35 protein-coding genes are annotated in these 26,830 nt (G+C 60.2%); 33 read left to right on the top strand and 2 right to left on the bottom strand.

Annotated features, from left to right (window positions below):
* Positions 1-2 precede the first annotated feature (2 nt).
* The 33 genes from rpoC to rplQ all read left to right on the top strand — a co-directional run bounded on the left by rpoC (position 3) and on the right by rplQ (position 22,705).
* Entirely contained in the window at positions 3-4,250 is a 4,248-nt protein-coding gene (gene rpoC, locus IPF49_07700; protein MBK6287507.1) for a DNA-directed RNA polymerase subunit beta', read from the top strand.
* A gap of 192 nt (positions 4,251-4,442) precedes the next feature.
* Positions 4,443-4,817 carry a 30S ribosomal protein S12 gene (gene rpsL / locus IPF49_07695; GenBank protein ID MBK6287506.1) on the top strand — a complete coding sequence of 125 codons (375 nt, stop codon included), beginning with the start codon at positions 4,443-4,445 and terminating at the stop codon, positions 4,815-4,817.
* Between the two features lie 108 nt (positions 4,818-4,925).
* Positions 4,926-5,396 carry a 30S ribosomal protein S7 gene (gene rpsG / locus IPF49_07690; protein MBK6287505.1) on the top strand — a complete coding sequence of 157 codons (471 nt, stop codon included), beginning with the start codon at positions 4,926-4,928 and terminating at the stop codon, positions 5,394-5,396.
* Between the two features lie 34 nt (positions 5,397-5,430).
* Complete coding sequence (gene fusA / locus IPF49_07685) at positions 5,431-7,527, top strand: elongation factor G (GenBank protein ID MBK6287504.1); 2,097 nt, start codon at positions 5,431-5,433, stop codon at positions 7,525-7,527.
* Between the two features lie 36 nt (positions 7,528-7,563).
* On the top strand, positions 7,564-8,757 hold the full coding sequence (tuf, locus tag IPF49_07680; protein ID MBK6287503.1) for an elongation factor Tu: 1,194 nt from the start codon (positions 7,564-7,566) through the stop codon (positions 8,755-8,757).
* A gap of 242 nt (positions 8,758-8,999) precedes the next feature.
* Positions 9,000-9,311 (top strand): 30S ribosomal protein S10, encoded by a 312-nt coding sequence (gene rpsJ / locus IPF49_07675; protein MBK6287502.1) that lies wholly within the window; start codon positions 9,000-9,002, stop codon positions 9,309-9,311.
* 114 nt (positions 9,312-9,425) lie between these two features.
* The gene (gene rplC, locus IPF49_07670; protein MBK6287501.1) at positions 9,426-10,061 is read left to right on the top strand and encodes a 50S ribosomal protein L3; all 636 of its coding nucleotides are present in this window, start codon (positions 9,426-9,428) and stop codon (positions 10,059-10,061) included.
* Positions 10,062-10,071: 10 nt separating this feature from the next.
* Positions 10,072-10,689: a 50S ribosomal protein L4 gene (gene rplD, locus IPF49_07665; protein ID MBK6287500.1), complete on the top strand. Its 618-nt coding sequence runs from the start codon at positions 10,072-10,074 to the stop codon at positions 10,687-10,689.
* Positions 10,686-10,982: a 50S ribosomal protein L23 gene (rplW, locus tag IPF49_07660; protein MBK6287499.1), complete on the top strand. Its 297-nt coding sequence runs from the start codon at positions 10,686-10,688 to the stop codon at positions 10,980-10,982. Before rplD ends, rplW begins: the two co-directional genes overlap by 4 nt.
* A gap of 14 nt (positions 10,983-10,996) precedes the next feature.
* Complete coding sequence (gene rplB / locus IPF49_07655; GenBank protein MBK6287498.1) at positions 10,997-11,824, top strand: 50S ribosomal protein L2; 828 nt, start codon at positions 10,997-10,999, stop codon at positions 11,822-11,824.
* Positions 11,825-11,866: 42 nt separating this feature from the next.
* On the top strand, positions 11,867-12,142 hold the full coding sequence (gene rpsS, locus IPF49_07650) for a 30S ribosomal protein S19 (GenBank protein ID MBK6287497.1): 276 nt from the start codon (positions 11,867-11,869) through the stop codon (positions 12,140-12,142).
* Between the two features lie 20 nt (positions 12,143-12,162).
* Complete coding sequence (gene rplV, locus IPF49_07645) at positions 12,163-12,495, top strand: 50S ribosomal protein L22 (protein MBK6287496.1); 333 nt, start codon at positions 12,163-12,165, stop codon at positions 12,493-12,495.
* Positions 12,496-12,513: 18 nt separating this feature from the next.
* A complete protein-coding gene (gene rpsC, locus IPF49_07640) occupies positions 12,514-13,173 on the top strand; it encodes a 30S ribosomal protein S3 (protein MBK6287495.1) in 660 nt (219 codons plus the stop codon).
* Between the two features lie 36 nt (positions 13,174-13,209).
* Entirely contained in the window at positions 13,210-13,623 is a 414-nt protein-coding gene (gene rplP / locus IPF49_07635) for a 50S ribosomal protein L16 (protein MBK6287494.1), read from the top strand.
* Positions 13,623-13,814 (top strand): 50S ribosomal protein L29, encoded by a 192-nt coding sequence (gene rpmC, locus IPF49_07630; protein MBK6287493.1) that lies wholly within the window; start codon positions 13,623-13,625, stop codon positions 13,812-13,814. Before rplP ends, rpmC begins: the two co-directional genes overlap by 1 nt.
* A 2-nt stretch (positions 13,815-13,816) precedes the next feature.
* Entirely contained in the window at positions 13,817-14,092 is a 276-nt protein-coding gene (gene rpsQ, locus IPF49_07625) for a 30S ribosomal protein S17 (GenBank protein ID MBK6287492.1), read from the top strand.
* Between the two features lie 47 nt (positions 14,093-14,139).
* Positions 14,140-14,508 carry a 50S ribosomal protein L14 gene (rplN, locus tag IPF49_07620; protein MBK6287491.1) on the top strand — a complete coding sequence of 123 codons (369 nt, stop codon included), beginning with the start codon at positions 14,140-14,142 and terminating at the stop codon, positions 14,506-14,508.
* 29 nt (positions 14,509-14,537) lie between these two features.
* Positions 14,538-14,855, top strand: a complete 318-nt coding sequence (gene rplX / locus IPF49_07615; GenBank protein ID MBK6287490.1) for a 50S ribosomal protein L24 — start codon at positions 14,538-14,540, stop codon at positions 14,853-14,855.
* A gap of 5 nt (positions 14,856-14,860) precedes the next feature.
* Entirely contained in the window at positions 14,861-15,400 is a 540-nt protein-coding gene (rplE, locus tag IPF49_07610) for a 50S ribosomal protein L5 (GenBank protein MBK6287489.1), read from the top strand.
* Between the two features lie 9 nt (positions 15,401-15,409).
* A complete protein-coding gene (gene rpsN / locus IPF49_07605) occupies positions 15,410-15,715 on the top strand; it encodes a 30S ribosomal protein S14 (GenBank protein MBK6287488.1) in 306 nt (101 codons plus the stop codon).
* Positions 15,716-15,738: 23 nt separating this feature from the next.
* Positions 15,739-16,134, top strand: a complete 396-nt coding sequence (gene rpsH, locus IPF49_07600; protein ID MBK6287487.1) for a 30S ribosomal protein S8 — start codon at positions 15,739-15,741, stop codon at positions 16,132-16,134.
* A gap of 29 nt (positions 16,135-16,163) precedes the next feature.
* A complete protein-coding gene (rplF, locus tag IPF49_07595; protein ID MBK6287486.1) occupies positions 16,164-16,697 on the top strand; it encodes a 50S ribosomal protein L6 in 534 nt (177 codons plus the stop codon).
* 9 nt (positions 16,698-16,706) lie between these two features.
* A complete protein-coding gene (gene rplR / locus IPF49_07590) occupies positions 16,707-17,057 on the top strand; it encodes a 50S ribosomal protein L18 (protein MBK6287485.1) in 351 nt (116 codons plus the stop codon).
* A 9-nt stretch (positions 17,058-17,066) separates the two neighbouring features.
* Positions 17,067-17,576: a 30S ribosomal protein S5 gene (rpsE, locus tag IPF49_07585; GenBank protein MBK6287484.1), complete on the top strand. Its 510-nt coding sequence runs from the start codon at positions 17,067-17,069 to the stop codon at positions 17,574-17,576.
* 17 nt (positions 17,577-17,593) lie between these two features.
* On the top strand, positions 17,594-17,785 hold the full coding sequence (gene rpmD, locus IPF49_07580; protein MBK6287483.1) for a 50S ribosomal protein L30: 192 nt from the start codon (positions 17,594-17,596) through the stop codon (positions 17,783-17,785).
* A 17-nt stretch (positions 17,786-17,802) separates the two neighbouring features.
* Positions 17,803-18,237 carry a 50S ribosomal protein L15 gene (gene rplO / locus IPF49_07575; protein ID MBK6287482.1) on the top strand — a complete coding sequence of 145 codons (435 nt, stop codon included), beginning with the start codon at positions 17,803-17,805 and terminating at the stop codon, positions 18,235-18,237.
* Positions 18,238-19,557, top strand: a complete 1,320-nt coding sequence (secY, locus tag IPF49_07570; GenBank protein MBK6287481.1) for a preprotein translocase subunit SecY — start codon at positions 18,238-18,240, stop codon at positions 19,555-19,557.
* Between the two features lie 21 nt (positions 19,558-19,578).
* Positions 19,579-19,695 (top strand): 50S ribosomal protein L36, encoded by a 117-nt coding sequence (gene rpmJ / locus IPF49_07565; GenBank protein MBK6287480.1) that lies wholly within the window; start codon positions 19,579-19,581, stop codon positions 19,693-19,695.
* A 110-nt stretch (positions 19,696-19,805) separates the two neighbouring features.
* Entirely contained in the window at positions 19,806-20,162 is a 357-nt protein-coding gene (gene rpsM, locus IPF49_07560; GenBank protein MBK6287479.1) for a 30S ribosomal protein S13, read from the top strand.
* 42 nt (positions 20,163-20,204) lie between these two features.
* Positions 20,205-20,600 carry a 30S ribosomal protein S11 gene (gene rpsK / locus IPF49_07555; GenBank protein ID MBK6287478.1) on the top strand — a complete coding sequence of 132 codons (396 nt, stop codon included), beginning with the start codon at positions 20,205-20,207 and terminating at the stop codon, positions 20,598-20,600.
* Positions 20,601-20,625: 25 nt separating this feature from the next.
* Positions 20,626-21,246: a 30S ribosomal protein S4 gene (rpsD, locus tag IPF49_07550; protein MBK6287477.1), complete on the top strand. Its 621-nt coding sequence runs from the start codon at positions 20,626-20,628 to the stop codon at positions 21,244-21,246.
* A 32-nt stretch (positions 21,247-21,278) separates the two neighbouring features.
* Entirely contained in the window at positions 21,279-22,277 is a 999-nt protein-coding gene (rpoA, locus tag IPF49_07545) for a DNA-directed RNA polymerase subunit alpha (GenBank protein MBK6287476.1), read from the top strand.
* A gap of 38 nt (positions 22,278-22,315) precedes the next feature.
* A complete protein-coding gene (gene rplQ, locus IPF49_07540; protein ID MBK6287475.1) occupies positions 22,316-22,705 on the top strand; it encodes a 50S ribosomal protein L17 in 390 nt (129 codons plus the stop codon).
* 62 nt (positions 22,706-22,767) lie between these two features.
* Here the strand turns inward: rplQ and IPF49_07535 are convergent, their stop codons facing one another.
* Together IPF49_07535 and galE are read right to left on the bottom strand one after the other, a co-directional pair.
* Positions 22,768-25,557: a calcium-binding protein gene (locus IPF49_07535; GenBank protein ID MBK6287474.1), complete on the bottom strand. Its 2,790-nt coding sequence runs from the start codon at positions 25,555-25,557 to the stop codon at positions 22,768-22,770.
* A gap of 192 nt (positions 25,558-25,749) precedes the next feature.
* Complete coding sequence (galE, locus tag IPF49_07530; protein MBK6287473.1) at positions 25,750-26,760, bottom strand: UDP-glucose 4-epimerase GalE; 1,011 nt, start codon at positions 26,758-26,760, stop codon at positions 25,750-25,752.
* Positions 26,761-26,830: the final 70 nt, after the last annotated feature.

The following is a 26,830-nucleotide window of genomic DNA, read 5'->3' as shown; positions in this document are numbered from 1 at the left end:
CCTTGAAAGACCTACTGAATCTTATGAAAGCGCAGGCGACGACCGAGGAATTCGATGCGATCCGCATCGGTCTCGCCTCGCCGGAAATGATCCGCTCCTGGTCCTATGGCGAGGTCAAGAAGCCGGAGACCATCAATTACCGCACGTTCAAGCCCGAGCGCGATGGCCTGTTCTGCGCCAAGATCTTCGGGCCGGTGAAGGACTATGAGTGCCTGTGCGGCAAGTACAAGCGACTCAAGCACCGCGGCGTGGTCTGCGAGAAGTGCGGCGTAGAGGTGGCGCTGGCGAAGGTGCGCCGCGAGCGCATGGCGCATATCGAGCTGGCCTCTCCGGTGGCGCATATCTGGTTTCTGAAATCTCTGCCTTCGCGAATTGGCCTGCTGCTCGACATGACGCTGCGCGATATCGAGCGCGTGCTCTATTTCGAATCGTATATGGTCATCGATCCCGGCATGACCACACTGGAGCGCGGTCAGCTGCTGAACGACGAGCAGTACTACGAGTCGCTGGAAGAGTTTGGCGACGAATTCACCGCCAAAATGGGTGCCGAGGCGATTCAGCAGTTCATCGCGGACATCGAGCTCGAATCGGAAATAGCCCGCTTGCGCGAAGAACTGCCGCAGACGACCTCCGAAACCAAGATCAAGAAGCTGTCCAAGCGGCTGAAACTGCTCGAGGCGTTCCACCAGTCGGGCAACAAGCCGCAGTGGATGGTGCTCAACGCACTGCCGGTGCTACCGCCCGATCTGCGCCCGCTGGTGCCGCTCGATGGCGGACGCTTTGCGACTTCGGATCTGAACGACCTGTACCGCCGCGTGATCAACCGCAATAACCGCCTCAAGCGCCTGCTCGATCTGAGCGCGCCGGATATCATCGTGCGCAACGAGAAGCGGATGCTGCAGGAAGCGGTGGATGCGTTGCTCGACAACGGTCGCCGCGGGCGCGCCATCACGGGTACCAACAAGCGGCCACTGAAGTCGCTGGCGGACATGATCAAGGGCAAGCAGGGCCGGTTCCGTCAGAACCTGCTCGGCAAGCGCGTGGATTATTCCGGGCGATCCGTCATCGTGGTGGGTCCGACGCTCAAGCTTCACCAGTGCGGTTTGCCGAAGAAGATGGCGCTCGAACTGTTCAAGCCGTTCATATTCGGCAAGCTCGAGGCGCGTGGCCTTGCCACTACGATCAAGGCGGCCAAGAAAATGGTCGAACGCGAGCCGGCAGAGGTATGGGATATTCTCGCGGAGGTCATCCGCGAGCATCCCGTGCTGCTGAACCGTGCCCCGACCCTGCACCGGCTTGGTATCCAGGCGTTCGAGCCGGTACTGATCGAAGGCAAGGCCATCCAGCTGCACCCGCTGGTGTGCGCCGCCTACAACGCGGACTTCGACGGCGATCAGATGGCCGTGCACATACCATTGACGATCGAGGCTCAGCTCGAGGCGCGTGCGCTGATGATGTCGAGCAACAACATCCTGTCACCGGCCAACGGCGAACCGATCATCGTGCCGTCGCAGGACGTTGTGCTGGGCCTTTATTACATGACCCGCGAACGCATAGGTGCCAAAGGCGAGCGGATCGGTCCGAACGGCGAGCGCCGCGCATTCGCGGACGTTGATGAGGTGTTGCGCGCCTATGGTTCCGGCCAGGTGGATCTGCACACACGAATTGCGGTTCGCGTGCGCGAGAAGCTGTTTGACGAGAGAGGAGCATTGCGACCGATACCGGCGCGGCGCGTCGACACCACGGTCGGGCGGGTGATGCTGTTTGAAATCGTGCCCGACGGGCTGGCCTTTGACCTGGTCAACAGGCCGATGACCAAGAAGTCGATTTCAAGACTGATCAACCATTGCTATCGCACCGTGGGTCTGAAGCAGACGGTTATTTTTGCCGATCAGCTGATGTACACCGGCTTCGAATATTCGACTCGCTCGGGCGCGTCCATTGGCGTCAATGATTTCGTGATCCCCGAGAAAAAGGCGGAGATCATCCGGGAAGCCGACGAGGAAGTAAAGGAAATCGAGTCGCAGTACGCCTCCGGCCTGGTTACCCAGGGCGAGAAATACAACAAGGTCATCGATATCTGGTCCAGGGCGAACGACCTGGTAGCCAAGGCGATGATGGAGGGCATCAGCAAGGAAGACGTCATCAACAGCCAGGGCAAGAAAGAGCAGCAGGACTCCTTCAACTCGGTGTTCATGTATGCGGATTCCGGCGCACGGGGCTCGCCCGCGCAGATCCGTCAGCTGGCCGGCATGCGTGGCCTGATGGCCAAGCCCGACGGCTCGATCATCGAGACCCCGATCACGGCAAACTTCCGCGAGGGACTGAACGTCCTGCAGTACTTCATTTCGACACACGGCGCACGCAAGGGCCTGGCGGATACGGCACTGAAGACCGCCAACTCGGGTTACCTCACCCGCCGTCTGGTGGACGTGGCGCAGGATCTGGTGATCACCGAAGTGGATTGCGGCACCTCCGAAGGGTTGCTCATGACGCCGGTAATCGAGGGCGGCGACGTTATCGAAGCGCTGGGAGACCGGGTGCTGGGGCGTGTCGTTGCCCGCGATGTACCTCGTCCGGGTGATGACGACGTGGCGGTTCCCGCCGGCACCATGCTTGATGAAAGCTGGATCGAGCGCCTGGAAAAGCTGGGTGTCGATGAGCTCACTGTACGTTCGCCGATCACCTGTGAAACGCGCTACGGCATATGTACCATGTGCTATGGCCGTGACCTGGCGCGTGGCCATCAGACCAACATCGGGGAAGCGATAGGGGTTGTAGCAGCCCAATCGATCGGCGAGCCAGGCACCCAGCTCACCATGCGGACGTTCCACATCGGTGGTGCGGCTTCGCGCGCCACGGCCGCGGACAATATCCAGGTCAAGTCCGACGGCAGCGTACGACTCCACAATCTGCGAACGGTCGAACAGAAGACCGGCAAGCTCGTGGCAGTCTCGCGTTCGGGCGAACTCTCGGTACTCGACGCGGGTGGCCGGGAGCGGGAACGCTACCGTCTGCCCTATGGTGCGGTGCTTACGGTACATGACGGCGATGCCGTCAAGGCTCGCCAGATCGTGGCATCCTGGGATCCGCATACGCACCCGATCATTACCGAAGTGGCGGGCAAGATCCGCTTCGAAGGCATGGAAGAAGGCATCAGTGTCAACCGTCAGACCGACGAACTGACCGGGTTGTCCAATATCTCGGTGCTGGACTCCTCCGAGCGCCCGGCGGCTGGCAAGGATATCCGGGCAGCGGTCGCGCTGGTGGATGCCAAGGGCAAGGAAATCTGTCTGCCGGGTACCAACATGCCGGCGCATTACTTCCTGCCTGCCAAGTCGCTGGTCAACCGCGAGGATGGGGAGAAGGTCGATGTCGGAGACGTGATTGCGCGTATTCCGCAGGAATCCGGCGGTACCAAGGACATCACCGGCGGTCTGCCGCGGGTGGCGGATCTGTTCGAGGCGCGCAAGCCCAAGGAGCCCGCGATACTTGCCGAGATTTCGGGCACGATCAGCTTTGGCAAGGAAACCAAAGGCAAGCGGCGCCTGGTGATCACGCCGACCGACGGCAAGGTGCTCGAGGACGGCAGCAGTCACTACGAAACCCTGATTCCGAAATGGCGCGTGCTGACGGTATTCGAAGGCGAAAACGTGGCCAAGGGCGAAGTCGTGTCGGAAGGGCCGCCGGCGCCGCACGATATCCTGCGTCTCAAGGGTGTCGAAGCGCTGGCGAAATATATCGTCACCGAAATCCAGGATGTCTATCGTCTGCAGGGCGTGCGCATCAATGACAAGCATATCGAAGTGATCGTGCGCCAGATGTTGCGCAAGGTCGAGATCACGGCAAACGGCGACTCCTCTTTCATCAAGGGTGAGCAGGCCGAATACAACCGTGTTCTCGAGGAGAACGAGATGCTTGCCGAGAACTCCCTGGTAGGGGCGACCTACGAGAGGGTTTTGCTCGGTATCACCAAGGCGTCCCTGGCTACGGAATCGTTTATATCGGCCGCGTCGTTCCAGGAGACGACCCGGGTGCTGACCGAGGCAGCTGTGACGGGCAAGCGTGACTTCCTGCGCGGCCTCAAGGAGAACGTCGTGGTCGGTCGCCTGATTCCGGCCGGAACGGGCTTCGCCTACCATGCCGAGCGCCGCCGTCGACGCGCCAAGGAAGCGCTTGGCGAGACCACGGCCACGGCAAGTGAAGTGGAAGCGGCACTGACGGAGGCGCTGAGCACCGAAGACAGGTGACGGTAATATTCAAGGCGCCGGGGTATCCCCCGGTTGCCTGTATTGACGCTCCCTCGAAGCATCTTTAGAATTCCGCCTCCGCAAAAACGGCTGGTGATGACGCGACATCGACATCAGCGAGCGGTGGTATGGAGACCACAATTATTCATGCGTCCCCCATAATCGGGGCGCAGACCTTTATCGGAGTATTAAATGGCGACGATCAATCAGCTGGTTCGCAAGCCGAGGCAGCGCAAGGTCGAGAAAAGCAACGTGCCGGCGCTGCAGGGCTGTCCGCAGCGACGCGGTGTGTGCACGCGCGTTTACACGACGACGCCGAAAAAGCCGAACTCCGCGCTGCGCAAGGTGTGCAGGGTGAGATTGACCAGCGGCTTCGAAGTGACTTCCTATATCGGCGGTGAAGGCCATAACCTTCAGGAGCACAGTGTTGTGCTGATTCGCGGTGGCCGGGTAAAGGATCTGCCGGGTGTGCGTTATCACACTGTCCGCGGAACCCTGGACACGGCTGGTGTGAGCGGTCGTCGCCAGCGCCGCTCGAAGTACGGAGCAAAACGGCCGAAGTCCTGATTTTCCGCTGCCCTTGCGGGCAGCTTTCCATAGTGAAGTAAGGTCGGGCCCACAGCGATGAAACGCTGAAGGCAGTCCCGGTAAGCCTGAAGAACCGAGAGGTGTGAAATGCCAAGAAGACGCGTAGCTGCAAAGCGTGACATCCTGCCCGATCCCAAATTCGGCAGTGTCACTCTCGCCAAATTCATGAATCACGTCATGATCAGCGGCAAGAAGTCGCTCGCCGAGCGGATCGTTTACGGCGCGCTCGAAATGGTCGAGGAGCGCATGAAGCGCGACCCGGTCAGCGTGTTCGAGGAGGCGCTGGCCAATGTCGCGCCGATGGTCGAGGTGAAGTCGCGACGCGTGGGTGGTGCGACCTACCAGGTTCCCGTTGAGGTCCGGGTATCGCGCCAGCAGGCGCTGGCTATGCGCTGGCTGGTCGATTACGCGCGTGCGCGTGGTGAGAAATCCATGCCGCAGCGGCTTGCGGGCGAATTGATCGATGCCTGTCAGGGCCGTGGCGCTGCGGTCAAGAAGCGGGAAGACACGCACCGGATGGCAGAGGCCAACAAGGCGTTCTCGCATTACCGCTTCTGACATTCAGCGGCATACATGAACTTGAGGTACTGACGTGGCTCGCAAGACACCTATCAAACGCTATCGCAATATCGGCATTGTCGCGCATATCGACGCGGGCAAGACCACCACAACCGAGCGCGTGCTGTTCTACACCGGCGTATCGCACAAACTCGGTGAGGTGCACGATGGCGCCGCCACCATGGACTGGATGGCGCAGGAACAGGAGCGCGGCATTACGATCACCTCGGCTGCCACCACTTGTTTCTGGTTTGGCATGAACCGTCAGTTCGACGAGCATCGGATCAATATCATCGACACACCCGGGCACGTCGATTTCACCATCGAGGTGGAGCGTTCGCTGCGGGTTCTCGATGCCGCGGTCGTTGTGCTGTGCGGGTGTTCGGGCGTACAGCCGCAAACCGAAACGGTCTGGCGCCAGGCCAACAAGTACGCGGTGCCGCGGGTGATTTTTGTCAACAAGATGGATCGCGCCGGCGCGGACTTCATGCGCGTGGTCAACCAGGTCAGGGACCGCCTGGGCGCCAATGCCGTGCCTATCCAGATGACGATCGGCGCGGAAGAAGGCTTCAGCGGCGTGGTCGACCTGGTGAAAATGAAGGCGATCATCTGGAATGAGGCAGACCAGGGCCTCAGCTTTGAGTATGGGTCCATCCCGGCGAGCATGGCCGATGAGTGTGCCAAGTTGCACGAGGGTCTGGTCGAGGCCGCGGCGGAAGCGTCGGATGAGTTGATGGAAAAATACCTTGAAGGTACGCCGCTCACCGAGGAAGAGATCAAGTGGGGCTTGCGCACGCGCACGATCCGCAGTGAAATCGTACCGGTGCTCGGTGGCTCGGCGTTCAAGAACAAGGGCGTCCAGGCGATGCTGGACGCGGTAATCGACTACCTGCCCGCGCCCACAGAGGTCAAGCCGATCGAGGGTATCCTCGAGGATGGCACGGCGGTCAATTGCCCGGCGGATGACAAGGCGCCGTTTGCCGCCCTGGCATTCAAGATCGCGACTGACCCGTTCGTGGGTACCCTGACGTTTTTCCGGGTCTATTCCGGCGTCCTGGAGAGTGGATCGGGCGTCTACAACACGGTGAAGGACCGCAAGGAGCGTGTCGGGCGGATGGTGCAGATGCACGCCAACCAGCGCAGCGAAATCAAGGAAGTGCTGGCCGGTGATATTGCGGCAGCTATCGGCCTGAAAGACGTGTCGACCGGCGACACGCTGTGTTCGATAGACAGGAAAATCACCCTGGAGCGCATGGAGTTCCCGGAGCCGGTGATCTCGGTCGCAGTGGAGCCAAAGACCAAGGTCGATCAGGAAAAAATGGGCATTGCACTCAGCAAGCTCGCGCAGGAAGATCCTTCTTTCCGGGTGCATACCGACGAGGAATCCAGCCAGACGATTATCTCCGGCATGGGCGAGTTGCATCTGGAGATCATCGTCGACCGGATGAGACGCGAATTCAACGTCGAAGCGAACGTGGGCAAGCCGCAGGTGGCCTACCGTGAAACCATCCGCAAGAGCGTTGAGGTGGAAGGCAAATTCGTGCGCCAGTCGGGCGGTCGCGGACAATACGGTCACGTTTGGCTGCGTCTCGAGCCACTGCCGGCGGATTCGGAATACGAATTTCACAACGAGGTTGTCGGGGGTACGGTACCCAAGGAATACATCCCCGCTGTCGACAAGGGCGTGCGTGAGCAGTTGAAGAACGGCGTGATTGCCGGTTATCCGCTGCTCGCGATGAAGGTGACCATTTTTGACGGCTCCTTCCACGAAGTCGACTCCAACGAAATGGCGTTCAAGATTGCCGGTTCGATGGCGGTAAAGGACGGCGCCAAGAAAGCCGATCCGGTACTGCTCGAACCCATCATGGCCGTTGAGGTGGTTACGCCGGAAGATTATATGGGCGATGTGATCGGCGATCTCAACCGTCGCCGTGGCATGATCCAGGGCATGGATGACAGCTCTTCCGGCAAGGTCATCACGGCCGAAGTTCCGTTGTCCGAGATGTTCGGTTACGCGACCGATCTGCGCTCGGCCACCCAGGGTCGTGCCACCTACACGATGGAGTTCAAGAAGTACGCGGAAACGCCGAACAACATCGCCGAAGGCATCATCGCCAAGAGCAAGACCTGAAGCATCCCGTTGAATCAAAAGTCGAGGTAGAGAGCAATGGCCAAGGGAAAGTTTGAGCGCAAGAAGCCGCACGTCAACGTGGGCACGATCGGTCACGTTGATCATGGTAAGACGACGCTGACGGCGGCGTTGACGCGGGTATGCGCGGAGACGTGGGGTGGAGAGATGCGGGCGTTCGACCAGATCGACAACGCCCCGGAGGAGCGCGAGCGGGGGATCACGATTGCGACCTCGCACGTGGAGTACGAGAGCCAGTTGCGTCACTACGCGCACGTTGACTGCCCGGGTCACGCGGATTATGTGAAGAACATGATCACGGGAGCGGCGCAGATGGATGGAGCGATTCTGGTGTGCTCGGCGGCCGATGGCCCGATGCCGCAGACGCGCGAGCACATATTGTTGAGCCGGCAGGTGGGTGTGCCGTTCATCGTGGTGTTTCTGAACAAGGCGGACATGGTTGACGACGCCGAACTGCTGGAGCTGGTGGAGATGGAAGTCCGCGAGTTGCTGGACAAGTACGAGTTTCCGGGCGACGACACGCCGATCATCACGGGCTCGGCGCTGATGGCGCTGGAAGGCAAGGATGACAACGGGATGGGTACGAGCGCGGTGCGCAAGCTGGTGGAGACGCTGGATACGTACATTCCGGAGCCGCAGCGTGCGGTGGATTTGCCGTTTCTGATGCCGATCGAGGATGTGTTCTCGATATCGGGCCGGGGGACGGTGGTGACGGGTCGCGTGGAGCGCGGCGTGGTCAAGATTGGCGAGGAGATCGAGATCGTCGGCATGAAGGCGACGACGAAGACGACGTGCACGGGTGTGGAGATGTTCCGCAAGCTGCTGGACGAGGGTCGCGCGGGGGAGAACGTGGGCGTGTTGCTGCGGGGCACGAAGCGCGATGATGTGGAGCGTGGCCAGGTGCTGGCGAAGCCGGGCTCCATCACGCCGCACACGAAGTTCCAGGCGGAAGTGTACGTGCTGAGCAAGGATGAGGGGGGGCGGCACACGCCGTTCTTCAAGGGATACCGTCCGCAGTTTTATTTTCGTACGACGGACGTGACGGGGGCCTGCGAGATGCCGGAAGGTGTCGAGATGGTGATGCCGGGTGACAATCTGCAGATGACGGTCACGCTGATCGTGCCGATTGCGATGGAGGAGGGGCTGCGCTTTGCGATCCGTGAGGGCGGACGCACGGTAGGGGCCGGTGTAGTGGCAAAAATCATCGAGTGAGCGGGGCAGTCGCGCCTTCCGGCTCGCTTGATGAGCGAGCTCGAAGGCTGGATCGGAAAAAGGGCCGGCGTCACCGGCCCTTTTGTTTCAAAGACCGGCAGTGCGACGTGAATAGTTGGAATTTCCAGTTGCCCCCGGGATGATTTGATTGACATGCGGATCGGGGAAAAATAGAATTCCGCTTCTTTTTCGCGGGCCTTTGAAATGAGGCCGGCAGACCTGAACCGGAGTGCAGTGGTCAGATGCAAAATCAACGGATACGGATTCGACTGAAAGCCTTTGACCATCGCCTGATCGATATTTCCGCACAGGAAATCGTCGAGACGGCAAAGCGCACGGGTGCCCAGGTACGCGGACCGATCCCGCTGCCCACGCGCAAGGAGAAGTTCACCATTTTGATTTCACCGCATGCCAACAAGGATGCGCGTGACCAGTACGAGATCCGCACTCACAAGCGAGTTCTCGACATTGTGGAGCCAACGGAAAAAACCGTTGATGCGCTGATGAAGCTTGATCTGGCTGCCGGAGTGGAAGTGCAGATCAGTCTCGGCTGAGATCGCCGGGACCACGGGAGGTTGTGACGGAATTTCCGCCGCAATTTCCCGGTGTAACGCACGCCAGCGTGCGGCCATAGAGGGTTCAGCCCCGTACACTGAGAGGATGACAAAATGACTATTGGCATTGTCGGTCGCAAGACCGGTATGACCCGTATATTCACCGCTGACGGCGTATCGATACCCGTCACGGTAGTCGAAGCCACGCCCAATCGCGTCACGCAAGTCAAAACTTCCGAGCTTGATGGCTACAGCGCGGTCCAGGTGACCGTGGGCGAGCGCAAGGCTTCGCGGATCAGCAAGCCCGAAGCGGGTCATTTCAGCAAGGCCGGTGTCGCCGCCGGGCGCGGACTGTGGGAGTTGCGCCTCGCTGACGGAACGGAGTCGCCGCTGGTTGGGTCCGAAATCACGGTCACCTCCTTCGAGGCAGGGCAGAAAGTCGACGTCACCGGGCGGTCCAGGGGCAAGGGATTCCAGGGCGTTATCAAGCGCTGGAATTTCAGCATGCAGGATGCTACCCATGGTAACTCGCGTTCGCATCGCGCGCCGGGTTCCATCGGCCAAAACCAGTCTCCTGGCCGTGTATTCAAAGGCAAGAAGATGGCAGGCCACATGGGCGACGAGCGGGTGACGATCCAGACGCTCGAAGTGGTGCGGGTCGATGCCGAGCGCAATTTGCTGCTCATCAAAGGGTCCATCCCCGGCGCGCCGGGAGCCGACGTCATTGTGCGTCCGGCCGAGAAAGCCTGAGGGTATAAGCATGGAATTGAGTATCACAGGTCCAGGGAATGCGTCGACGGGAACCGTGCAGGTTTCCGATGTGACCTTTGCCCGGGAGTTCAACGAAGACCTGGTGCATCAGGCGGTCGTGGCTTATATGGCTGGCGGGCGTCAGGGCACGCGTGCGCAGAAGACCCGGTCCGAGGTTCGTGGTGGCGGTCGCAAGCCTTTCAAACAGAAGGGTTCGGGTCGCGCACGGGCAGGCAGCATCCGCAGTCCGCTGTGGCGCTCCGGTGGCGTGACCTTTGCCGCGCAGCCGCAGGACCACTCGCAGAAGCTGAACCGCAAAATGTACCGCGCGGCGATGCGCTCGATTCTTTCGGAGCTGGCACGCCAGCAGCGCCTGGTGGTGGTCGAGTCCATGGGGCTCGAGCAGCCGAAAACGAAGCTGCTTGCACAGCGTCTCGCCGATTTCGCGTTTCAGAATGTGCTGATTGTCTCCGACGAGGTGGATCGCAACCTGTACCTGGCTGCACGCAATATCCCGCACGTGGATGTGCGGGATGTGGCGGGTGTGGATCCGGTCAGTCTCGTGACCTATGAGAAGGTCGTTGTCACGGTGCCGGCATTGCGCAAGTTCGAGGAGATGCTGGGATGAATCAGGAAAGAGTATTCAGCGTTCTGCTGGGGCCGCATGTCTCGGAAAAGACCGCGATTGCCACCGAGATGAACAACCAGTACACCTTCCGGGTGGCACCGGACGCGAGCAAGCTGGAGATCCGGCGCGCCGTCGAGAAGCTGTTCAAGGTCAAGGTGGCCAACGTCCAGGTGCTGAACGTCAAGGGCAAGGTCAAGATGAATCGGTTCGGCGCTGCGCGGCGCTCCGACTGGAAAAAGGCGTATGTCCGCCTCGAATCCGGTCATGATATCGATTTCACGGTTACGGATTAACGGGGGCAGGGACGATGGCAGTCGTAAAGAAAAAGCCGACTTCGCCAGGCAGGCGATTCGTCGTTCAGGTCGTCAACAAGGGCCTGCACAAGGGTGAGCCGCACAAGGCACTGCTTGAGCAGCAGTCCCGGCACGGTGGACGCAACAGTTCGGGGCGGATAACCACGCGTCACCAGGGTGGCGGGCATCGTCAGCATTACCGCATGGTGGATTTCAAGCGTGACAAGGACGGCATTCCGGCGACTGTCGAGCGGCTGGAATACGATCCGAACCGCACCGCGCACATTGCACTGATACTGTATCGCGATGGAGAGCGTCGCTATGTGATTGCCTCGCGCAATCTCAAGGCCGGTGATGAAGTGGTGTCCGGCGAGACTGCACCGATCAAGGAAGGCAACACCTTGCCGCTGCGCAACATCCCGCTGGGCTCCGTGGTGCATTGCATCGAAATGAAGCCTGGCAAAGGCGCGCAGCTCGCGCGCAGCGCCGGCGCCGGTGTGCAACTGGTTGCCCGTGAGGGTCAGTACGCGACGCTGCGCTTGCGCTCCGGCGAAATGCGCCGGGTCATGGTCGATTGTCGCGCCACGATCGGCGAGGTATCGAACTCCGAGCACAATCTGCGCTCGTTGGGCAAGGCCGGCGCGAAGCGCTGGCGCGGCATCCGGCCCACCGTTCGCGGTGTGGCGATGAACCCGGTGGATCACCCGCATGGTGGCGGCGAAGGCCGCACCAGCGGCGGACGTCATCCGGTAAGTCCCTGGGGTACGCCCACCAAGGGATACAAGACGCGATCGAACAAGCGCACCGACTCGATGATCGTGCGTCGTCGCGGCAAGAAATAAGGCAGGCCTTACAGCCGGAAACAGAGCAAGAGGATTCAGTCTGTGCCACGTTCGCTGAAAAAAGGACCGTTCATCGACCTTCACTTGATAAAGAAGGTCGAAACGGCAGTCGCCAAGAGCGACAAGAGGCCGATCAAGACCTGGTCGCGCCGTTCCATGATCGCACCGGATATGGTGGGGCTGACGATTGCGGTCCACAACGGGCGTCAGCACGTGCCAGTGCACGTGTCCGAGGAAATGGTCGGACACAAGCTGGGCGAATTCGCCGCGACGCGCACCTACAAGGGGCACGCCGGCGACAAGAAGGCCAAGAAGTAGGCGTAGGCAAGGGGCCAACGATGGAAGTAATGGCAAGACTCAAGGGCGCGCGGATTTCCGCGCAGAAAGCCCGATTGGTTGCGGATCAGATTCGCGGCAAGCCGGTTGAAGAGGCGCTGAATACGCTGGGTTTCAGCACCAAGAAAGCTGCGGCATTGGTGCGCAAGGTGTTGAATTCGGCGATTGCGAATGCCGAGCACAACGAAGGCGCGGATGTCGACGAGCTGAAAGTGAGCTCGGTATACGTGGACGAGGGCACCACGCTGAAGCGAATCATGCCGCGCGCCAAGGGCCGCGCAGATCGCATCAGCAAGCGTACTTGCCATATCACGGTCAAGGTTGCCGACAACTGAGGCACAACGGGAGACACGATGGGTCAGAAAGTTAACCCGACCGGCATCCGGCTCGGTATTGTTCGCAAGCACAATTCGGTTTGGTATGCGGACAGCAAGAGCTACGCCAAGAACCTGATCACGGATATCAGGGCGCGCGAATATATCGAGAAACGGCTGCAGAATGCATCGGTCAGCCGCGTGGTGATCGAGCGCCTGGCGCAGACCGCACGCATCATCGTGCATACCGCGCGTCCGGGCATCGTGATCGGCAAGAAAGGCGAGGATGTCGATCGCCTGCGCAAGGATCTGACCCAGCGCATGGGTGTGCCGGTGCAGATAAACATCGAGGAGGTGCGCAAGCCGGATCTCGATGCCAAGTTGCTGGCCCAGGGCGTGGCGCAGCAGCTGGAGCGGCGCATCATGTTCCGTCGCGCCATGAAGCGCGTGGTGCAGAGCGCGATGCGCGCCGGGGCCGAAGGCGTGAAGGTGCAGGTCAGCGGCCGCCTTGGCGGTACCGAGATCGCACGTACGGAGTGGTATCGCGAGGGGCGGGTGCCGTTGCACACCCTGCGCGCCGATATCGATTACGCGACCTTTGAGGCGCTCACGACCTATGGAATCATCGGCGTGAAAGTATGGGTTTTCAAGGGTGAAGTCATTGGCAAGGGTAGCGAAACCCAGGCAGCGGCCAAGTAAGAGCCACTGCGGACAAAAATCTGAGAGCAGGTAGCGATGTTACAGCCAAAGCGGACCAAATTTCGCAAACAGTTCAAGGGACGCAATCGCGGCCTTGCGCAGCGTGGCAGCAAAGTGAGCTTCGGCGAGTACGGGCTGAAGACCACGGAGCGTGGACGCCTGACGGCGCGGCAGATCGAGGCGGCGCGCCGAGCCATGACGCGCCACATCAAGCGCGGTGGCAAGATCTGGATTCGCGTTTTCCCCGACAAGCCGATATCCAAGAAGCCGCTGGAAGTGCGGATGGGAAGCGGCAAGGGAAGCGTCGAGTATTGGGTGGCGCAGATCCAGCCGGGCAAGGTCTTGTACGAGGTCGAGGGGGTAAGCGAGGAACTGGCGCGTGAGGCGCTGGCCCTGGCGGCAGCAAAACTGCCGATACCGACGGTGTTCGTGAAGAGGACGGTGATGTGATGGACGTGAAAGAAATGCGTGCCCGGTCCGTCGATGACCTGAACAAGGAGTTGCTGCGCCTGCTCGAGTCGCGCTTCAAGCTCCGGCTGCAGAAGGCCACTGGCCAGCTCGGCCAGGCACACCTGATCAAGGCGCAACGTCGGGACATCGCCCGGGTAAAAACCATCCTCAAGGAAAAGGCAGGTAAGTGAGTATGACCGGGGAGAGCACGAAAGCGGTCCGCACGCTGACCGGCAGAGTGGTGAGCGACAAGATGGACAAGACGATCACGATCAAGGTGGAGCGCCGGGTAAAGCACCCGATGTACGGGAAATATCTGACCCGCTCGTCGAAAGTGCATGCACACGACGAGAACAACGAGTGTCGCGCGGGCGACCTGGTCACGATCCGTGAAACGCGTCCGCTGTCGCGCACCAAGAGCTGGGCGCTGGTCAGTATCGATGAGCGCTCCGTTGGCGCGGATGCGTGACGGTTTCGGGGATATAAAGGCCGCGCGCGGCAAGTTTGGAGTAGACCATGATTCAGACTGAATCGTATCTGGATGTAGCGGACAACAGTGGCGCGCGCCGTGTGATGTGCATCAAGGTGCTGGGCGGATCGCATCGGCGCTATGCACGCGTGGGGGACGTGATCAAGGTCACGGTCAAGGACGCGATCCCGCGCGGCCGGGTCAAGAAAGGCCAGGTCATGAACGCGGTGGTAGTGCGGACCCGCAAAGGCGTGCGTCGTCCCGACGGGTCGATCATCCGCTTTGACGACAACGCGGCTGTTCTGCTGAACAACCAGATGGCACCGATCGGCACGCGCATCTTCGGGCCGGTGACGCGCGAATTGCGCACCGAGAAGTTTATGCGGATTATTTCGTTGGCTCCCGAAGTGCTTTGAGCGCGGCGGCAAGGGCAAGAGGCAAGGCAATGGGCAAGATCAAGCGTGACGACGATGTGGTGGTGATCACCGGGCGTGACAAGGGCAAACGTGGCAAGATCGTGCGCGTGCTCGACAATGACCGCGTCATTGTGTCGGGCATCAACATGATCAAGCGTCACACCAAGGCGAATCCGCAGTTGGGCACGGCGGGTGGCATTCTCGAGAAGGAAGCATCAATGCATGTTTCCAATGTCGGGCTGGTCAATCCGGTGACCGGCAAGGCGGATCGCGTAGGTTACAAGGTGCTGGAAGACAAGACCAAGGTGCGGGTGTTTCGCTCCACCGGTGAAGTCATCGACGGGTAATGGCAATGGCAAGATTCAAAGAGTTGTACAAGAGCGAGATCGTTCCCAGGTTGATGAGCGAGTTCGGTTATACCAGCATCATGCAGGTGCCGCGGGTTTCCAAGATCTCGCTGAACATGGGCGTGGGCGAGGCTGTCGGGGACAAAAAGATCCTGGACAACGCGATCGGCGACATGACGCTGATCTCCGGGCAGCGTCCGGTCGCCACCAAGGCGCGCAATTCGATAGCCGGTTTCAAGATCCGCGAGGGCTGGCCGGTTGGTTGCAAGGTGACGTTGCGGCGCGAGCGCATGTATGAATTCCTGGAGCGTCTGATCGATATCGCGATTCCGCGTATCCGTGACTTCCGCGGGATAAGTGCCAAGAGCTTTGATGGCCGTGGCAACTTCTCGATGGGCGTGTCCGAGCAGATCATCTTTCCGGAGATCGATTACGACAAGATCGATGCGCTGCGCGGCATGGATATCTCGATATCCACGACGGCGAATACCGATGACGAAGCGCGCGCGCTGCTGCGTGCGTTCCATTTTCCTTTCAGGGGTTAAGGGTTTTCCATGGCCAAGACTTCAATGGTAGAGCGGGAAAAGAAGCGCGCACGAACGGTGGCAAAGTACGCCAAAAAGCGCGCTGAACTGAAAGCGGCGGCGCGTAACCCCACGCTCGTCGCCGAGCTGCGTTGGGAAGCACAGACGGCATTGCAGAAACTCCCGCGTGACTCGAGCCCTGTGCGTCAGCGCACCCGTTGCGAAATCACCGGCAGGCCGCGCGGCGTATATCGTCGTTTCGGTCTTGGTCGCAACAAGTTGCGCGAAGCGGCCATGCGCGGGGATATCCCGGGCCTGGTCAAGTCGAGCTGGTAAAAAAACCGCGAGGTGGAATAGAAATGAGCATGCAGGATCCTATCGCGGACATGTTGACCCGCATTCGCAACGCCCAGGCGCGTGCGAAGCCAACGGTCAGGATGCCGTCTTCGACCAAAAAGGTCGCGATTGCACGCGTTCTCAAGGACGAAGGTTACGTGGCGGGTTTCAAGGTGAGCGCCGAAGACGGGAAGCCCGTCATGGAAATCACCCTGAAGTATTTCGAAGGCAAGCCGGTGATCGCCGAGATCGGCCGGGTGAGCCGTTCGGGATTGCGCCGCTATGCCGGCACGGACGCGCTGCCGAAGGTGCGCGGAGGCCTCGGCATTGCGATCATCTCGACCAGCAAGGGCGTGATGACGGATCGCGCCGCCCGTGCCGCGGGTATCGGCGGCGAAGTGCTCTGCACAGTATTTTGATGTAACGGAATTATCGGCGGATTGAAATCATGTCCAGAGTCGCAAAAAACCCCGTAGTCGTGCCAAAAGGCGTCGAAGTGACGTTGAGCGGCAGTGCGGTAAAGGTCAAGGGGAGCAAGGGTTCGCTGGAACTGACCGTGCACGAGTCGGTGGAGGTCTCCCGGGATGGAGACCAGCTGAGTTTCGCCCCGCGCACGTCAGCGACAGCTGCCGATGCCCTGGCCGGAACGACCCGCGTACTCGTTGACAACATGGTCAAAGGCGTTACCGGTGGTTTCGAGCGCAAGCTGCAGCTGATTGGTGTCGGGTATCGCGCGGCGGCGAAGGGAAAAACCCTGGCGCTGACACTCGGTTTCTCGCATCCGATCGAGTACGAGCTGCCGGAAGGTGTCAGTGCGGAAACGCCGATACAGACCGAGATCGTATTGAAGGGTGCCGACAAGCAGTTGCTCGGTCAGGTGGCGGCGGAAATCCGTTCTTTCCGTCCGCCCGAGCCTTACAAAGGCAAGGGTGTCCGTTATGCGGACGAAAACGTGCGTCGCAAGGAAGCGAAGAAGAAGTAGGTCACAGTCATGAGCGATAAGCAGGCAGCGAGATTGCGCCGCGCGCGACGCGGTCGGGCAAAGATGCGCGAATTGGGCGTATACCGTCTGAGCGTGCACCGGACCCCGCGTCATATCTATGCACAGATCATCTCCCCCGAGGGAAACCAGGTGCTCGCAAGCGCGTCTACCCTGGACAAGGATTTGCGCAGCGGGAAGACGGGGAATTCGGAAGCGGCTGGCGTGGTTGGCAAAATGATTGCCGAGCGTGCCAGGGTGGCAGGTATCACGAAGGTGGCCTTCGACCGCGGCGGCTTCCGGTATCACGGGCGTGTCAAGGCTCTGGCCGACGGTGCGCGCGAAGGCGGATTGGAATTCTAGGGTACGATTATGGCGTTCGAGAAGCAGGATTCGGTCGGAAACGAGGGCTTCAAGGAGAAGCTGGTTCAGGTCAATCGCGTTGCCAAGGTCGTGAAGGGCGGACGTATTTTCGCCTTCACTGCACTGACGGTCGTCGGTGACGGCAAGGGCAAGGTTGGCTTCGGACGTGGCAAGGCCCGCGAAGTGCCGGCTGCCATCCAGAAGGCCATGGATGCGGCACGTCGCAACATGATCCAGGTAGAGCTCGACCGGGGAACCATTCAGTACGCCGTGAAAGGCGGACATGGGGCCTCGAAGGTCTATATGCAGCCTGCCTCGGAAGGTACTGGCGTGATCGCCGGTGGCGCGATGCGCGCAGTGCTGGAAATTGCAGGTGTCGAGAACGTGCTGGCCAAGATCTACGGTTCCACGAACCCGGTGAATGTGGTGCGCGCGACTATCGCAGCGCTGAGTTCGGTGCGTTCGCCCGAGGAAATAGCGGCCAAGCGTGGCAAGACTCTCGCCGAGATCAGCAGCTGAATTCAGGGGACAAGGCGATGACGAACCAGGAAAAAAAGTTGAAGGTTACGCTGCTGCGCAGCACCGCAGGACGGCTCAAGAGCCACCGTGCCTGCGTCATGGGGCTTGGCCTGCGACGTATCGGCCATGTGGTCGAAGTGCAGGACACGCCGTCGATACGTGGAATGATCAACAGGATCCATTACCTGTTGAAGGTTGAAGGTGCATGACCATGAGCGAGCAAACGATGCGACTCAATACGATGAGTTCCGCGCCTGGACACCGGCAGGCAGCGAAGCGTGTTGGTCGTGGCATTGGCAGCGGCACCGGCAAAACCTGCGGCCGTGGACACAAGGGACAGAAGGCGCGCAAGAGCGGCAACGTCCGTCCCGGTTTTGAAGGCGGCCAGATGCCGTTGCAGCAACGCCTGCCGAAATATGGCTTCACCTCGCGTATTGCGATGGTCACGGCCCAACTGCGGCTGTCCGAGCTGAACAGGATTGAAGGCGATGTGGTCGACCTCGACACCCTCAAGGCTTCGAACGTGATTTCGCGTGATATCGAACGGGTCCGTGTTTTCCGGTCGGGCGAGATCGGCAGGGCTCTCAGTCTCAAGGGCATCGTGGTTACCAAGGGAGCGCGCAGCGCAATCGAGGCTGCGGGCGGCAGGGTCGAGGAATAAATGGCAAAGCTGCCGCAGGGAGCGGTAAACCAGGCAGGGCTCGGTGAGCTGTGGGCGCGGCTGCGCTTCCTGTTCCTGGGGCTGATCGTCTACCGCATCGGCACCCATATTCCGGTGCCGGGGATAAATCCGGATCAGCTGGCACATCTGTTCAACCAGAACCAGGGAACCATCGTTGGCCTGTTCAACATGTTCTCGGGTGGCGCACTGGAGCGGATGAGCGTGATGGCACTTGGCGTGATGCCCTATATCTCGGCATCGATCATTGTGCAGTTGATGTCTTCGGTTACGCCACAGCTCGAACAGTTGAAGAAAGAGGGTGAGGCAGGAAGACGCAAGATCACCCAGTACACGCGCTACGGAACGCTGTTGCTGGCGGCGGTGCAGGCCAGCGGAATGGCGGTGGGCATGGGTGCCCAGGGGCTGTTCTACGCAAGCAGCTTCAGCGTCATTTTTGTCGCGATCGTGTCATTGGTGACCGGTGCGATGTTCATGATGTGGCTTGGTGAACAGATCACCGAGCGTGGTGTCGGCAATGGCATCTCGATGCTGATCTTTGCCGGTATCGTGGCCGGGTTGCCCCGTGCGCTGGGCCAGACCATCGAGCAGGCGCGCCAGGGCGAACTGAATATCCTGGTCATGCTGGTGATTCTCGCGATCGCCGTGGGTGTGGTTTTTCTGATCGTGCGTATCGAGCGGGGTCAGCGGCGGATTACGGTGAATTATGCCAAGCGCCAGGTGGGGCGCAGGGTGGTACAGGGGCAATCGAGCCATCTGCCGCTCAAGGTAAACATGTCGGGGGTGATACCGGCGATCTTCGCGAGCAGCATCCTGTTGTTTCCCGCATCGATTGCCCAGTGGTTCGGACAATCGGCCCAGAACATGCAATGGCTGCAGGATGTGGCTTTCATGATCGGCCCGGGGCAGCCACTCAATATCCTGCTGTTTACCGTATTGATCGTGTTTTTCTGCTTCTTCTATACGGCGCTGGTATTCAATCCCAAGGAAGTTGCGGACAACCTGAAGAAATCGGGCGCCTATGTGCCGGGGATCCGGCCGGGCGAGCAGACGGCGAATTTCATCGATGGAGTGCTGACACGCCTCACGATGTTCGGTGCGGCTTACATGACCGCCGTTTGCCTGATGCCCCAGGCCATGGTGGTGATGTGGAACGTGCCGTTTTATCTGGGGGGTACATCGCTCCTCATCGTGGTGGTTGTCGTGATGGATTTCATGGCGCAGGTGCAATCGCACCTGATGTCAAGCCAGTACGACTCGCTGCTGAAGAAGGCAAATCTGAAGAGCTTTGGCCGGCGTTGAGCCGGCCACAGGGAGTTGAGCATGAAAGTACAAGCGTCGGTAAAGAAGATCTGCCGCAATTGCAAGGTTGTCCGTCGCAAGGGGACGGTGCGTGTGATCTGCAAGGTCGAACCGCGCCACAAGCAGCGACAGGGCTGAGTGGGAAAAGTACGCGACGCGCTGCGTTGCGGTTGATTTGGATGTATGCCGAGGCTATGATGCCGCGCTTTTTCGCAGGCATTTGGCCGGCCTTTAACGGAGTGATCTGAATGGCTCGTATTGCTGGAGTCAACATACCCGACAACAAGCACACGGTGATCTCGCTGACCTATATTTTCGGGGTCGGACGATCCACCGCGAAACGGATCTGCGAGCTGGCCAATGTGGCGCAGGACGTGCGGATTTCGTCGTTGTCAGAGGAACAGGTTGAAGCCCTGCGTGGCGCAGTGGCCAGGCACTCCGTCGAAGGTGATCTGCGACGCGAAGTGAACATGAGCATCAAGCGTCTCATGGACCTCGGTTGCTACCGTGGTTTGCGTCATCGACGCGGATTGCCGGTTCGTGGCCAGCGTACCAAGACCAATGCGCGCACCCGCAAGGGCCCGCGTCGCCAGATCCGCAAGTAACAGCTCCGCTACGGCGGCCAACGGGAATTACAGGAAAGAAACATGGCCAAGCCCGCCTCCGGGAAGGTTGTCAAGAAGAAGGTCCGCCGTCAGGTGGCCGATGGCGTGGCTCATATCCACGCGTCCTTCAACAACACCATCGTCACGATCACCGACCGCCAGGGCAACACACTGAGCTGGGCGACTTCGGGTGGTGCGGGTTTCCGCGGATCGCGCAAGAGCACGCCGTTTGCTGCCCAGGTTGCGGCGGAGAAGGCCGGCAACATCGCGCTCGAGTACGGACTCAAGAATCTGGATGTCCAGGTCAAGGGCCCCGGTCCGGGTCGCGAATCGGCGGTACGCGCACTGAATGCCTGCGGCTACAAGATCACCAACATCACCGACGTCACGCCGATACCGCACAACGGTTGCCGGCCACCCAAGAAACGTCGCGTGTAATCCAATCAGATCAGGGTAAACTGGAATGGCGAGATATCTCGGACCTACTTGCAAGCTTTCCCGTCGCGAGAGCACCGACCTCTTTCTTAAAAGTGGTGTGCGCTCGCTCGACTCGAAGTGCAAGACTGAAACTGCGCCCGGGCAGCATGGCCTGCGCCGTGGCCGCCTCTCCGATTACGGAGTACAGTTGCGCGAGAAGCAGAAAGTGCGCCGCATTTATGGCGTCCTCGAGAAGCAGTTCCGCAATTATTACAAGCAGGCGGCACGCCTGCGCGGTGCGACCGGTGAAAACCTGCTGCAACTGCTGGAATGCCGCCTCGACAACGTGGTCTATCGCATGGGTTTCGGCTGCACGCGGGCAGAATCCCGGCAGCTCGTCGCGCACAGCGCGATCCTGGTCAATGGCCGCAAGGTGAACATACCCTCGTACCAGGTCCAGGCGGGTGATGTGATCACCGTGCGCGAGCGGTCCAGGAACCAGTTGCGGATCCAGTCGGCGATGGCGCTTGCGGCGCAGCGCGGTGCTGCCGAGTGGCTCGAAGTGGATGCGAACAAGCTGGAAGGCACGCTCAAGCGCACTCCAGACCGCATCGATCTGTCCTCCGAGATCAACGAAAACCTGATCGTGGAGCTTTACTCCAAGTAAGGGTCTCCCCGGAATCAAACTGCAGGTGTCATATGCAAGCGACCGTTAGCGAATTCCTCACGCCGCGTCTCATCGATGTTCAGCAGGTGGCTGCCACGCGTGCGAGGGTCACTCTTGAACCTCTGGAGCGCGGTTTTGGGCATACGCTCGGCAATGCGCTGCGTCGTATCCTGCTTTCTTCCATGCCTGGTTGCGCGGTAACCGAGGTGGAGATAGACGGCGTTCTGCACGAGTACAGCACCATCGAGGGCGTGCAGGAGGATGTCATCGATATCCTGCTCAATCTCAAAGGTCTGGCTGTGGTGATGCACGGGCGTGAACAGACCACGCTCACGTTGAGCAAAAAGGGGCCGGGCGTTGTTACCGCTGCCGACATCCAGCTCGATCACGAAGTGGAAATCCGCAACCCGGAACACGTGATTGCGCATCTGCATTCCGGTGGCCAGCTCAAGATGCAGATCAAGATCGAACGAGGGCGTGGCTATGTGCCGGCCGATTCGCGTACCAGCGAAGAGGAAACCCGCTCTATCGGTCGTCTGCAACTCGATGCCAGCTTCACGCCGGTGCGTCGCGTTGCCTACAACGTGGAAGCGACGCGCGTCGAACAGCGCACCGACCTCGACAAGCTGGTGATCGATCTCGAGACCAATGGCACGATCGATCCGGAGGAGGCAATCCGCCGCGCCGCGACGATTCTGCACGAGCAACTCGCGGTGTTTGTCGAATTGAAAGACCGCGAACCGGTTGGCGTGATCAAGGGCGAAGGACCCGAAGTCGATCCGATATTGCTGCGCCCGGTCGATGACCTCGAACTCACCGTTCGTTCGGCCAACTGCCTCAAGGCGGAGAATATCTACTACATCGGTGATCTGGTGCAACGCACCGAGGTCGAGCTGCTGAAAACCCCCAATCTGGGCAAGAAGTCGCTTACCGAAATCAAGGACGTGCTCGCATCGCGTGGCCTGTCTCTGGGACTCCGTCTCGAGAGCTGGCCGCCAGCGAGTCTGAAGACAGAAGGCCGCGCGCACTGATACCAGTCGCGGACAACAGTTGATACAGGACCAGGAAAATGCGCCACCGTACCGCAGGACGTCAGCTCAACAGAAACAGCTCGCATCGCAAGGCGATGTTCCGCAATATGGCCATTTCGCTGGTCGAGCATGAACTGATCAAGACCACTCTGCCGAAGGCCAAGGAATTGCGCCGCTATGCGGAGCCGTTGATCACCCTGGCGAAGAGCGACTCCGTCGCCAATCGTCGGCTGGCCATGAGCCGCACCGGCAGCAAGGAAGCAGTGGGCAAGCTCTTTACCGAACTCGGTCCCCGTTACAAGACCCGTCCCGGTGGCTATATCCGGATTCTCAAGTGCGGCTTCCGTGCCGGCGATGCCTCACCGATGGCCTATGTCGAACTGGTTGACCGTCCGCGGAGCGAAGCCGCTGCTGACAGCGAAGACTGAGAAGCGCGCGGATACAAAAAAGCCGGGCGATTGCCCGGCTTTTTTGTTGGTGCCTGAAACGCTCAGGCGATGATCACGAAATCGGCTTCGCTTATCGTCGGATGCGAGCCGGTACCAAGTTGCGCGAACTGCACTGCCGCACCTGCGCCGTTGCCGTCGGCATCGTAGTACAGCGCGCCGCTGCCGGTGTCGTAGATGATGTGATCGTCTGCGTCCTGTGCCGTCGTCAGTCCATCGCCCTGGACCAGCTGCCCCGCAAGCACCTTGTTCGAGACTCCGGCATTGAATGCCGTGAAGATGTCGTCATCCAGGCGCATCTTGTCGCTGAGATGCTCGAAATCGGTGATGGTATCGACGTTGGTCACATCGGAGAGTGCGCTGTCAAAGCTGAACGCGTCTGGCCCCGCTCCTCCCGTCAGGATGTCGTTGCCGTCACCGCTGCGCAAGTTGTCAATGCCATCTCCACCGTTGATCGTATCGTTTCCGGATCCGCCCAGAAGCAGGTCGTTGCCGCCTCCGCCGTCGATATCGTCATTTCCCGCGTTGCCATTCAGGATGTTGCGCGACTCGGTTCCGAGCAGCGTGTTGTCCAGTGAATTCCCCTTTCCCTTGAGGGCAGCTCCGGTGAGCACCAGCTTTTCGAGATTTGCGCTCAGCGTCCAATTGATGGAGCTGTACACGGTGTCATAACCCGAGTTGAGTCCTTCGATTATCGAATCGGTGGGGCTGGTGTAGTAAGTATCGTCGCCGGATCCACCTTGCAGGGTGTCGGTCCCGCCTTCCCCGTTCAGGGTGTCGTTTCCGCCACCGCCCTGCAGCAGGTCAGCACCGCCGCCGCCGAGAAGGATATTTGATCCGCTGTTTCCGGAAATGGTGTTTGCAAGCCCGTTTCCGGTGCCGTTGATGGCATCCCAGCCTTTGAGCTTGAGGTTTTCCACGTTCGCGGACAGTACGAACGATACGGTGCTGATGACGTTATCCGTGCCTTGCCCCGACGCTTCCACAACCGAGTCGCCTGCGGTGACCAGGTATGTATCATCGTCCGCGCCGCCTCGCAGCACATCGACATCGGCACCGCCGTCGAGCGTATCGTTACCGGCGCCACCGATCAGGGTGTCATTGCCGGCGCCACCGCTGAGGAGGTTGGCGGCGGTATTCCCGGCAATATTGTTGGCAAGCTCGTTGCCGGTACCGTCGATGGCGGCGCCACCGATCAGGTTGAGATTTTCCAGATTGTCGCCGAGAGTCCAGCTGATGACGGATTTGACCTGATCCGTACCTTCGCCGGGGGCCTCAACCAGCTGGGTGTTCGAAAACAACACGACATAGGTGTCATTGCCGGCGTGTCCCACGCCGCTCAACCCGTCGCCGCGCAGATCGATCGTGTCGTCACCGCTGGTGCCGTGCACGCTGGGCGCCAGAGCCTCCCCACCGGAAGTGAACCGTTGGGCAAAGATGCCTTGCAGGCTGCCGTCCTGGCCCATGGAAGTCCACGTCACGATAAAACCGCCATCGGAAGTCGCGGCGACCTCCGGGCTGGCCTGGGCATCCGCGGTGGTGCTGTTGATGCGGAATTCGCCACCTACGGGAACGCCGGTGTCGCTGTAGATCTGTGCGTAAACTCCTTCCGCACTCCCGTCCTGCAACTGCGATTCCCATACGATGACAAATCCGCCTCCCTCGAGAGCGGTAATCGATGGGGAACGCTGGGATTCGGCAACGGTGGTATTGACCCGGAACTCGGTGGATTGGGCAACGCCATCGGAATCGAAGCGCTGGGCGTAAACGCCGCCCAGCCCACCGTCCTGATATTGCGAGCGCCAGCTGAATACCAGATCACCATTGGCGAGCTCGGTAACGACAGACTGGTTCTGGATATTCACAATCTCGGTATTGACGAGAAATTCGCTGCCCACCGTGGCGCCATTGGCATCGAAACGCTGCGCATACACTCCGCTCGAGTCCCCATCCTGGCCGTCTGAGGCCCAAGTCACGACAAAACCGCCGCTGGCTAGTGCGCTGATGCTCGGTCCCGACTGGTCGCCAATCGTGTAGCTGTTCACGGGAATCTCGCCGCCCTGCGCGACCCCGCTCGCGTCATAGCGCTGGGCATAGACCCCGTATCCGCTGCCGTCCTGCAGGTTGGAAGCCCAGCTCACCACGAATCCTCCGTCGGCAAGCCCGGCGATCACGGGATCCAATTGTTGTGACTCCGTCGTTGTGTTGACCCGGAATTCGCCGCCTTGCGCCACGCCCTCGGCATTATAGAGACGTCCAAAAATACCTTTTTGGGCGTCTTTGCCGTCTCCCGATTCCCAAGCGATCACGAACCCGCCATTTGCCAGCGCTGCGACGAACGGATCGCTCTGTGCGCCCTGAGTGATCGTATTGACCAGGAATTCCGGGCCCACCGCCATTCCATTGACGTCGAAGCGCTGCGCGCCAATGCCGGTAACCCCGGTACCGGAAGGCGAATACGAATCCCAGGTGATGATCGTGCTGCCATCGGTCAGCACCGCCAGGGACGGGTTCATCTGGTCATTCAAGGTGGTGATGGTGGCGCGGAATTCACCGATGGGTGGCAGGGCGTAATCGCGATCGGCGAAGCGCAGGGTTTCGATGCCGGTAAGGACATCGGCACCGTCGTTGCCATCGTTCAAGTTGAGATCGGTCACGGTATAGGAGCCGTTCGACCAACCGAGGCGATAGTCGGCGGCGTTTCCGGAATATACCGCTATATCAACACCTTGGGACCCATTGATGGTGTCGGCCCCCTCGCCCCCGGTAAATGTGTCCGCCTTCAGTGTACCGTCCAGGGTATCGTTGTCCGGGGTGCCAAGGATAAAGGCCATCTTCAGTTCTCCTTTGTTGATTTTGCCCCGACGCTGCGCCAGGGGTGGAAACCACCGAATCTCGCGTTACGCATCGAGCGCTGCTAATGGAGTGGTTCCATGAAGCTCATGGTGTTGCCACTTGCGATCAAGTATAGAGAGTCAATACGGGTGTCGAAATTGGACTTTGGTACACCATTGCCCCGTGCGTCGCTAGCCTCGGTAGCCCAGGGGATTACGCGATTGCCAGTTCCATGCATCGCGACACATCGAGTCGAGGTCAAGGCGTGCATGCCAGCCCAGCTCTGCCTCCGCCAGCGCAGGGTCGGCATAGCAGCTCGCCACATCGCCCGGACGTCGCGGCGCGCACCGGTATTTTACCCGGCGCCCGCTGGCACGTTCGAATGCGGCGACCATTTCCAATACCGAATAGCCACGACCGGTACCGAGATTGTAGGTACGTACGCCGCCGCCAGGCTGAAACTGCAATGCGGCAAGATGCCCGCGGGCCAGGTCCACGACGTGGATATAGTCACGCACACCCGTGCCATCCGGGGTCGGGTAGTCGTTGCCCCAAACGTTGAGACACTCCAGTTTGCCCACCGCGACCTGGCTCACGAACGGCATCAAGTTGTTCGGGATGCCCGCGGGATCCTCGCCGATCAACCCGCTGACGTGCGCGCCAACCGGGTTGAAATAGCGCAGCAGCACGATATCCCACTCTGGTTCGGCACGCTGCAGATCACGCAGTATTTCCTCGATGAACAATTTTGTCCGGCCATAGGGGTTGCTGGCCGAAAGGGGGAAATCCTCGCGTATCGGAACGGTCGCGGGATCTCCGTAAACGGTAGCCGATGAGCTGAAAACCAGGCGTCGCAGCCCCACCTCCTTCATTGCTTCCAGCAGCGCAAGTGTGCCGCCGATATTGTTTTCGTAGTACAGAAGCGGCTTCTCGACTGACTCCCCGACCGCCTTGAGACCGGCGAAATGGATCACGGCGTCGAATGACCGGTCTGCGAACAGCCGCCGCAACGCGGCTCGGTCGCGCAGGTCGGCGTGATGAAACTCCAGGTCGCGACCGCTGATGGCGCGCACGCGATCGAGCGCCAGCGCGCTGCTGTTGCCGAGGTTGTCGATCACCACGACCTCGTGCCCGTCGGCAAGCAATTCCACGCAGGTATGCGAGCCGATATAGCCAGCGCCACCCGTGACCAGGATCCGCATGGTTTTCAGTGCTCCGCCTGGAGGAATCCGGCGCGGCCACCCGCGCGCCGTATATGCCAGAACTGATCAG

It is taken from the genome of Gammaproteobacteria bacterium, assembly GCA_016705365.1.
Lineage (GTDB): Bacteria > Pseudomonadota > Gammaproteobacteria > Pseudomonadales > UBA5518 > UBA5518.
The sequence above is the reverse complement of the archived record's forward strand: the minus strand, read 5'-3'. Positions and strand labels throughout refer to the sequence as shown.

What these genes read in the sequence shown, in the direction of transcription:
- rpsL (MBK6287506.1), top strand. Translation starts at nt 4,443, where the DNA reads ATGGCGACGATCAATCAGCTGGTTCGCAAGCCGAGGCAGCGCAAGGTC.
- rpsG (MBK6287505.1), top strand. Translation starts at nt 4,926, where the DNA reads ATGCCAAGAAGACGCGTAGCTGCAAAGCGTGACATCCTGCCCGATCCC.
- tuf (MBK6287503.1), top strand. Translation starts at nt 7,564, where the DNA reads ATGGCCAAGGGAAAGTTTGAGCGCAAGAAGCCGCACGTCAACGTGGGC.
- rpsJ (MBK6287502.1), top strand. Translation starts at nt 9,000, where the DNA reads ATGCAAAATCAACGGATACGGATTCGACTGAAAGCCTTTGACCATCGC.
- rplC (MBK6287501.1), top strand. Translation starts at nt 9,426, where the DNA reads ATGACTATTGGCATTGTCGGTCGCAAGACCGGTATGACCCGTATATTC.
- rplD (MBK6287500.1), top strand. Translation starts at nt 10,072, where the DNA reads ATGGAATTGAGTATCACAGGTCCAGGGAATGCGTCGACGGGAACCGTG.
- rplW (MBK6287499.1), top strand. Translation starts at nt 10,686, where the DNA reads ATGAATCAGGAAAGAGTATTCAGCGTTCTGCTGGGGCCGCATGTCTCG.
- rplB (MBK6287498.1), top strand. Translation starts at nt 10,997, where the DNA reads ATGGCAGTCGTAAAGAAAAAGCCGACTTCGCCAGGCAGGCGATTCGTC.
- rplV (MBK6287496.1), top strand. Translation starts at nt 12,163, where the DNA reads ATGGAAGTAATGGCAAGACTCAAGGGCGCGCGGATTTCCGCGCAGAAA.
- rpsC (MBK6287495.1), top strand. Translation starts at nt 12,514, where the DNA reads ATGGGTCAGAAAGTTAACCCGACCGGCATCCGGCTCGGTATTGTTCGC.
- rplP (MBK6287494.1), top strand. Translation starts at nt 13,210, where the DNA reads ATGTTACAGCCAAAGCGGACCAAATTTCGCAAACAGTTCAAGGGACGC.
- rpmC (MBK6287493.1), top strand. Translation starts at nt 13,623, where the DNA reads ATGGACGTGAAAGAAATGCGTGCCCGGTCCGTCGATGACCTGAACAAG.
- rpsQ (MBK6287492.1), top strand. Translation starts at nt 13,817, where the DNA reads ATGACCGGGGAGAGCACGAAAGCGGTCCGCACGCTGACCGGCAGAGTG.
- rplN (MBK6287491.1), top strand. Translation starts at nt 14,140, where the DNA reads ATGATTCAGACTGAATCGTATCTGGATGTAGCGGACAACAGTGGCGCG.
- rplX (MBK6287490.1), top strand. Translation starts at nt 14,538, where the DNA reads ATGGGCAAGATCAAGCGTGACGACGATGTGGTGGTGATCACCGGGCGT.
- rplE (MBK6287489.1), top strand. Translation starts at nt 14,861, where the DNA reads ATGGCAAGATTCAAAGAGTTGTACAAGAGCGAGATCGTTCCCAGGTTG.
- rpsN (MBK6287488.1), top strand. Translation starts at nt 15,410, where the DNA reads ATGGCCAAGACTTCAATGGTAGAGCGGGAAAAGAAGCGCGCACGAACG.
- rpsH (MBK6287487.1), top strand. Translation starts at nt 15,739, where the DNA reads ATGAGCATGCAGGATCCTATCGCGGACATGTTGACCCGCATTCGCAAC.
- rplF (MBK6287486.1), top strand. Translation starts at nt 16,164, where the DNA reads ATGTCCAGAGTCGCAAAAAACCCCGTAGTCGTGCCAAAAGGCGTCGAA.
- rplR (MBK6287485.1), top strand. Translation starts at nt 16,707, where the DNA reads ATGAGCGATAAGCAGGCAGCGAGATTGCGCCGCGCGCGACGCGGTCGG.
- rpsE (MBK6287484.1), top strand. Translation starts at nt 17,067, where the DNA reads ATGGCGTTCGAGAAGCAGGATTCGGTCGGAAACGAGGGCTTCAAGGAG.
- rpmD (MBK6287483.1), top strand. Translation starts at nt 17,594, where the DNA reads ATGACGAACCAGGAAAAAAAGTTGAAGGTTACGCTGCTGCGCAGCACC.
- rplO (MBK6287482.1), top strand. Translation starts at nt 17,803, where the DNA reads ATGCGACTCAATACGATGAGTTCCGCGCCTGGACACCGGCAGGCAGCG.
- secY (MBK6287481.1), top strand. Translation starts at nt 18,238, where the DNA reads ATGGCAAAGCTGCCGCAGGGAGCGGTAAACCAGGCAGGGCTCGGTGAG.
- rpmJ (MBK6287480.1), top strand. Translation starts at nt 19,579, where the DNA reads ATGAAAGTACAAGCGTCGGTAAAGAAGATCTGCCGCAATTGCAAGGTT.
- rpsM (MBK6287479.1), top strand. Translation starts at nt 19,806, where the DNA reads ATGGCTCGTATTGCTGGAGTCAACATACCCGACAACAAGCACACGGTG.
- rpsK (MBK6287478.1), top strand. Translation starts at nt 20,205, where the DNA reads ATGGCCAAGCCCGCCTCCGGGAAGGTTGTCAAGAAGAAGGTCCGCCGT.
- rpsD (MBK6287477.1), top strand. Translation starts at nt 20,626, where the DNA reads ATGGCGAGATATCTCGGACCTACTTGCAAGCTTTCCCGTCGCGAGAGC.
- rpoA (MBK6287476.1), top strand. Translation starts at nt 21,279, where the DNA reads ATGCAAGCGACCGTTAGCGAATTCCTCACGCCGCGTCTCATCGATGTT.
- rplQ (MBK6287475.1), top strand. Translation starts at nt 22,316, where the DNA reads ATGCGCCACCGTACCGCAGGACGTCAGCTCAACAGAAACAGCTCGCAT.
- IPF49_07535 (MBK6287474.1), bottom strand. Translation starts at nt 25,557, where the DNA reads ATGGCCTTTATCCTTGGCACCCCGGACAACGATACCCTGGACGGTACA.
- galE (MBK6287473.1), bottom strand. Translation starts at nt 26,760, where the DNA reads ATGCGGATCCTGGTCACGGGTGGCGCTGGCTATATCGGCTCGCATACC.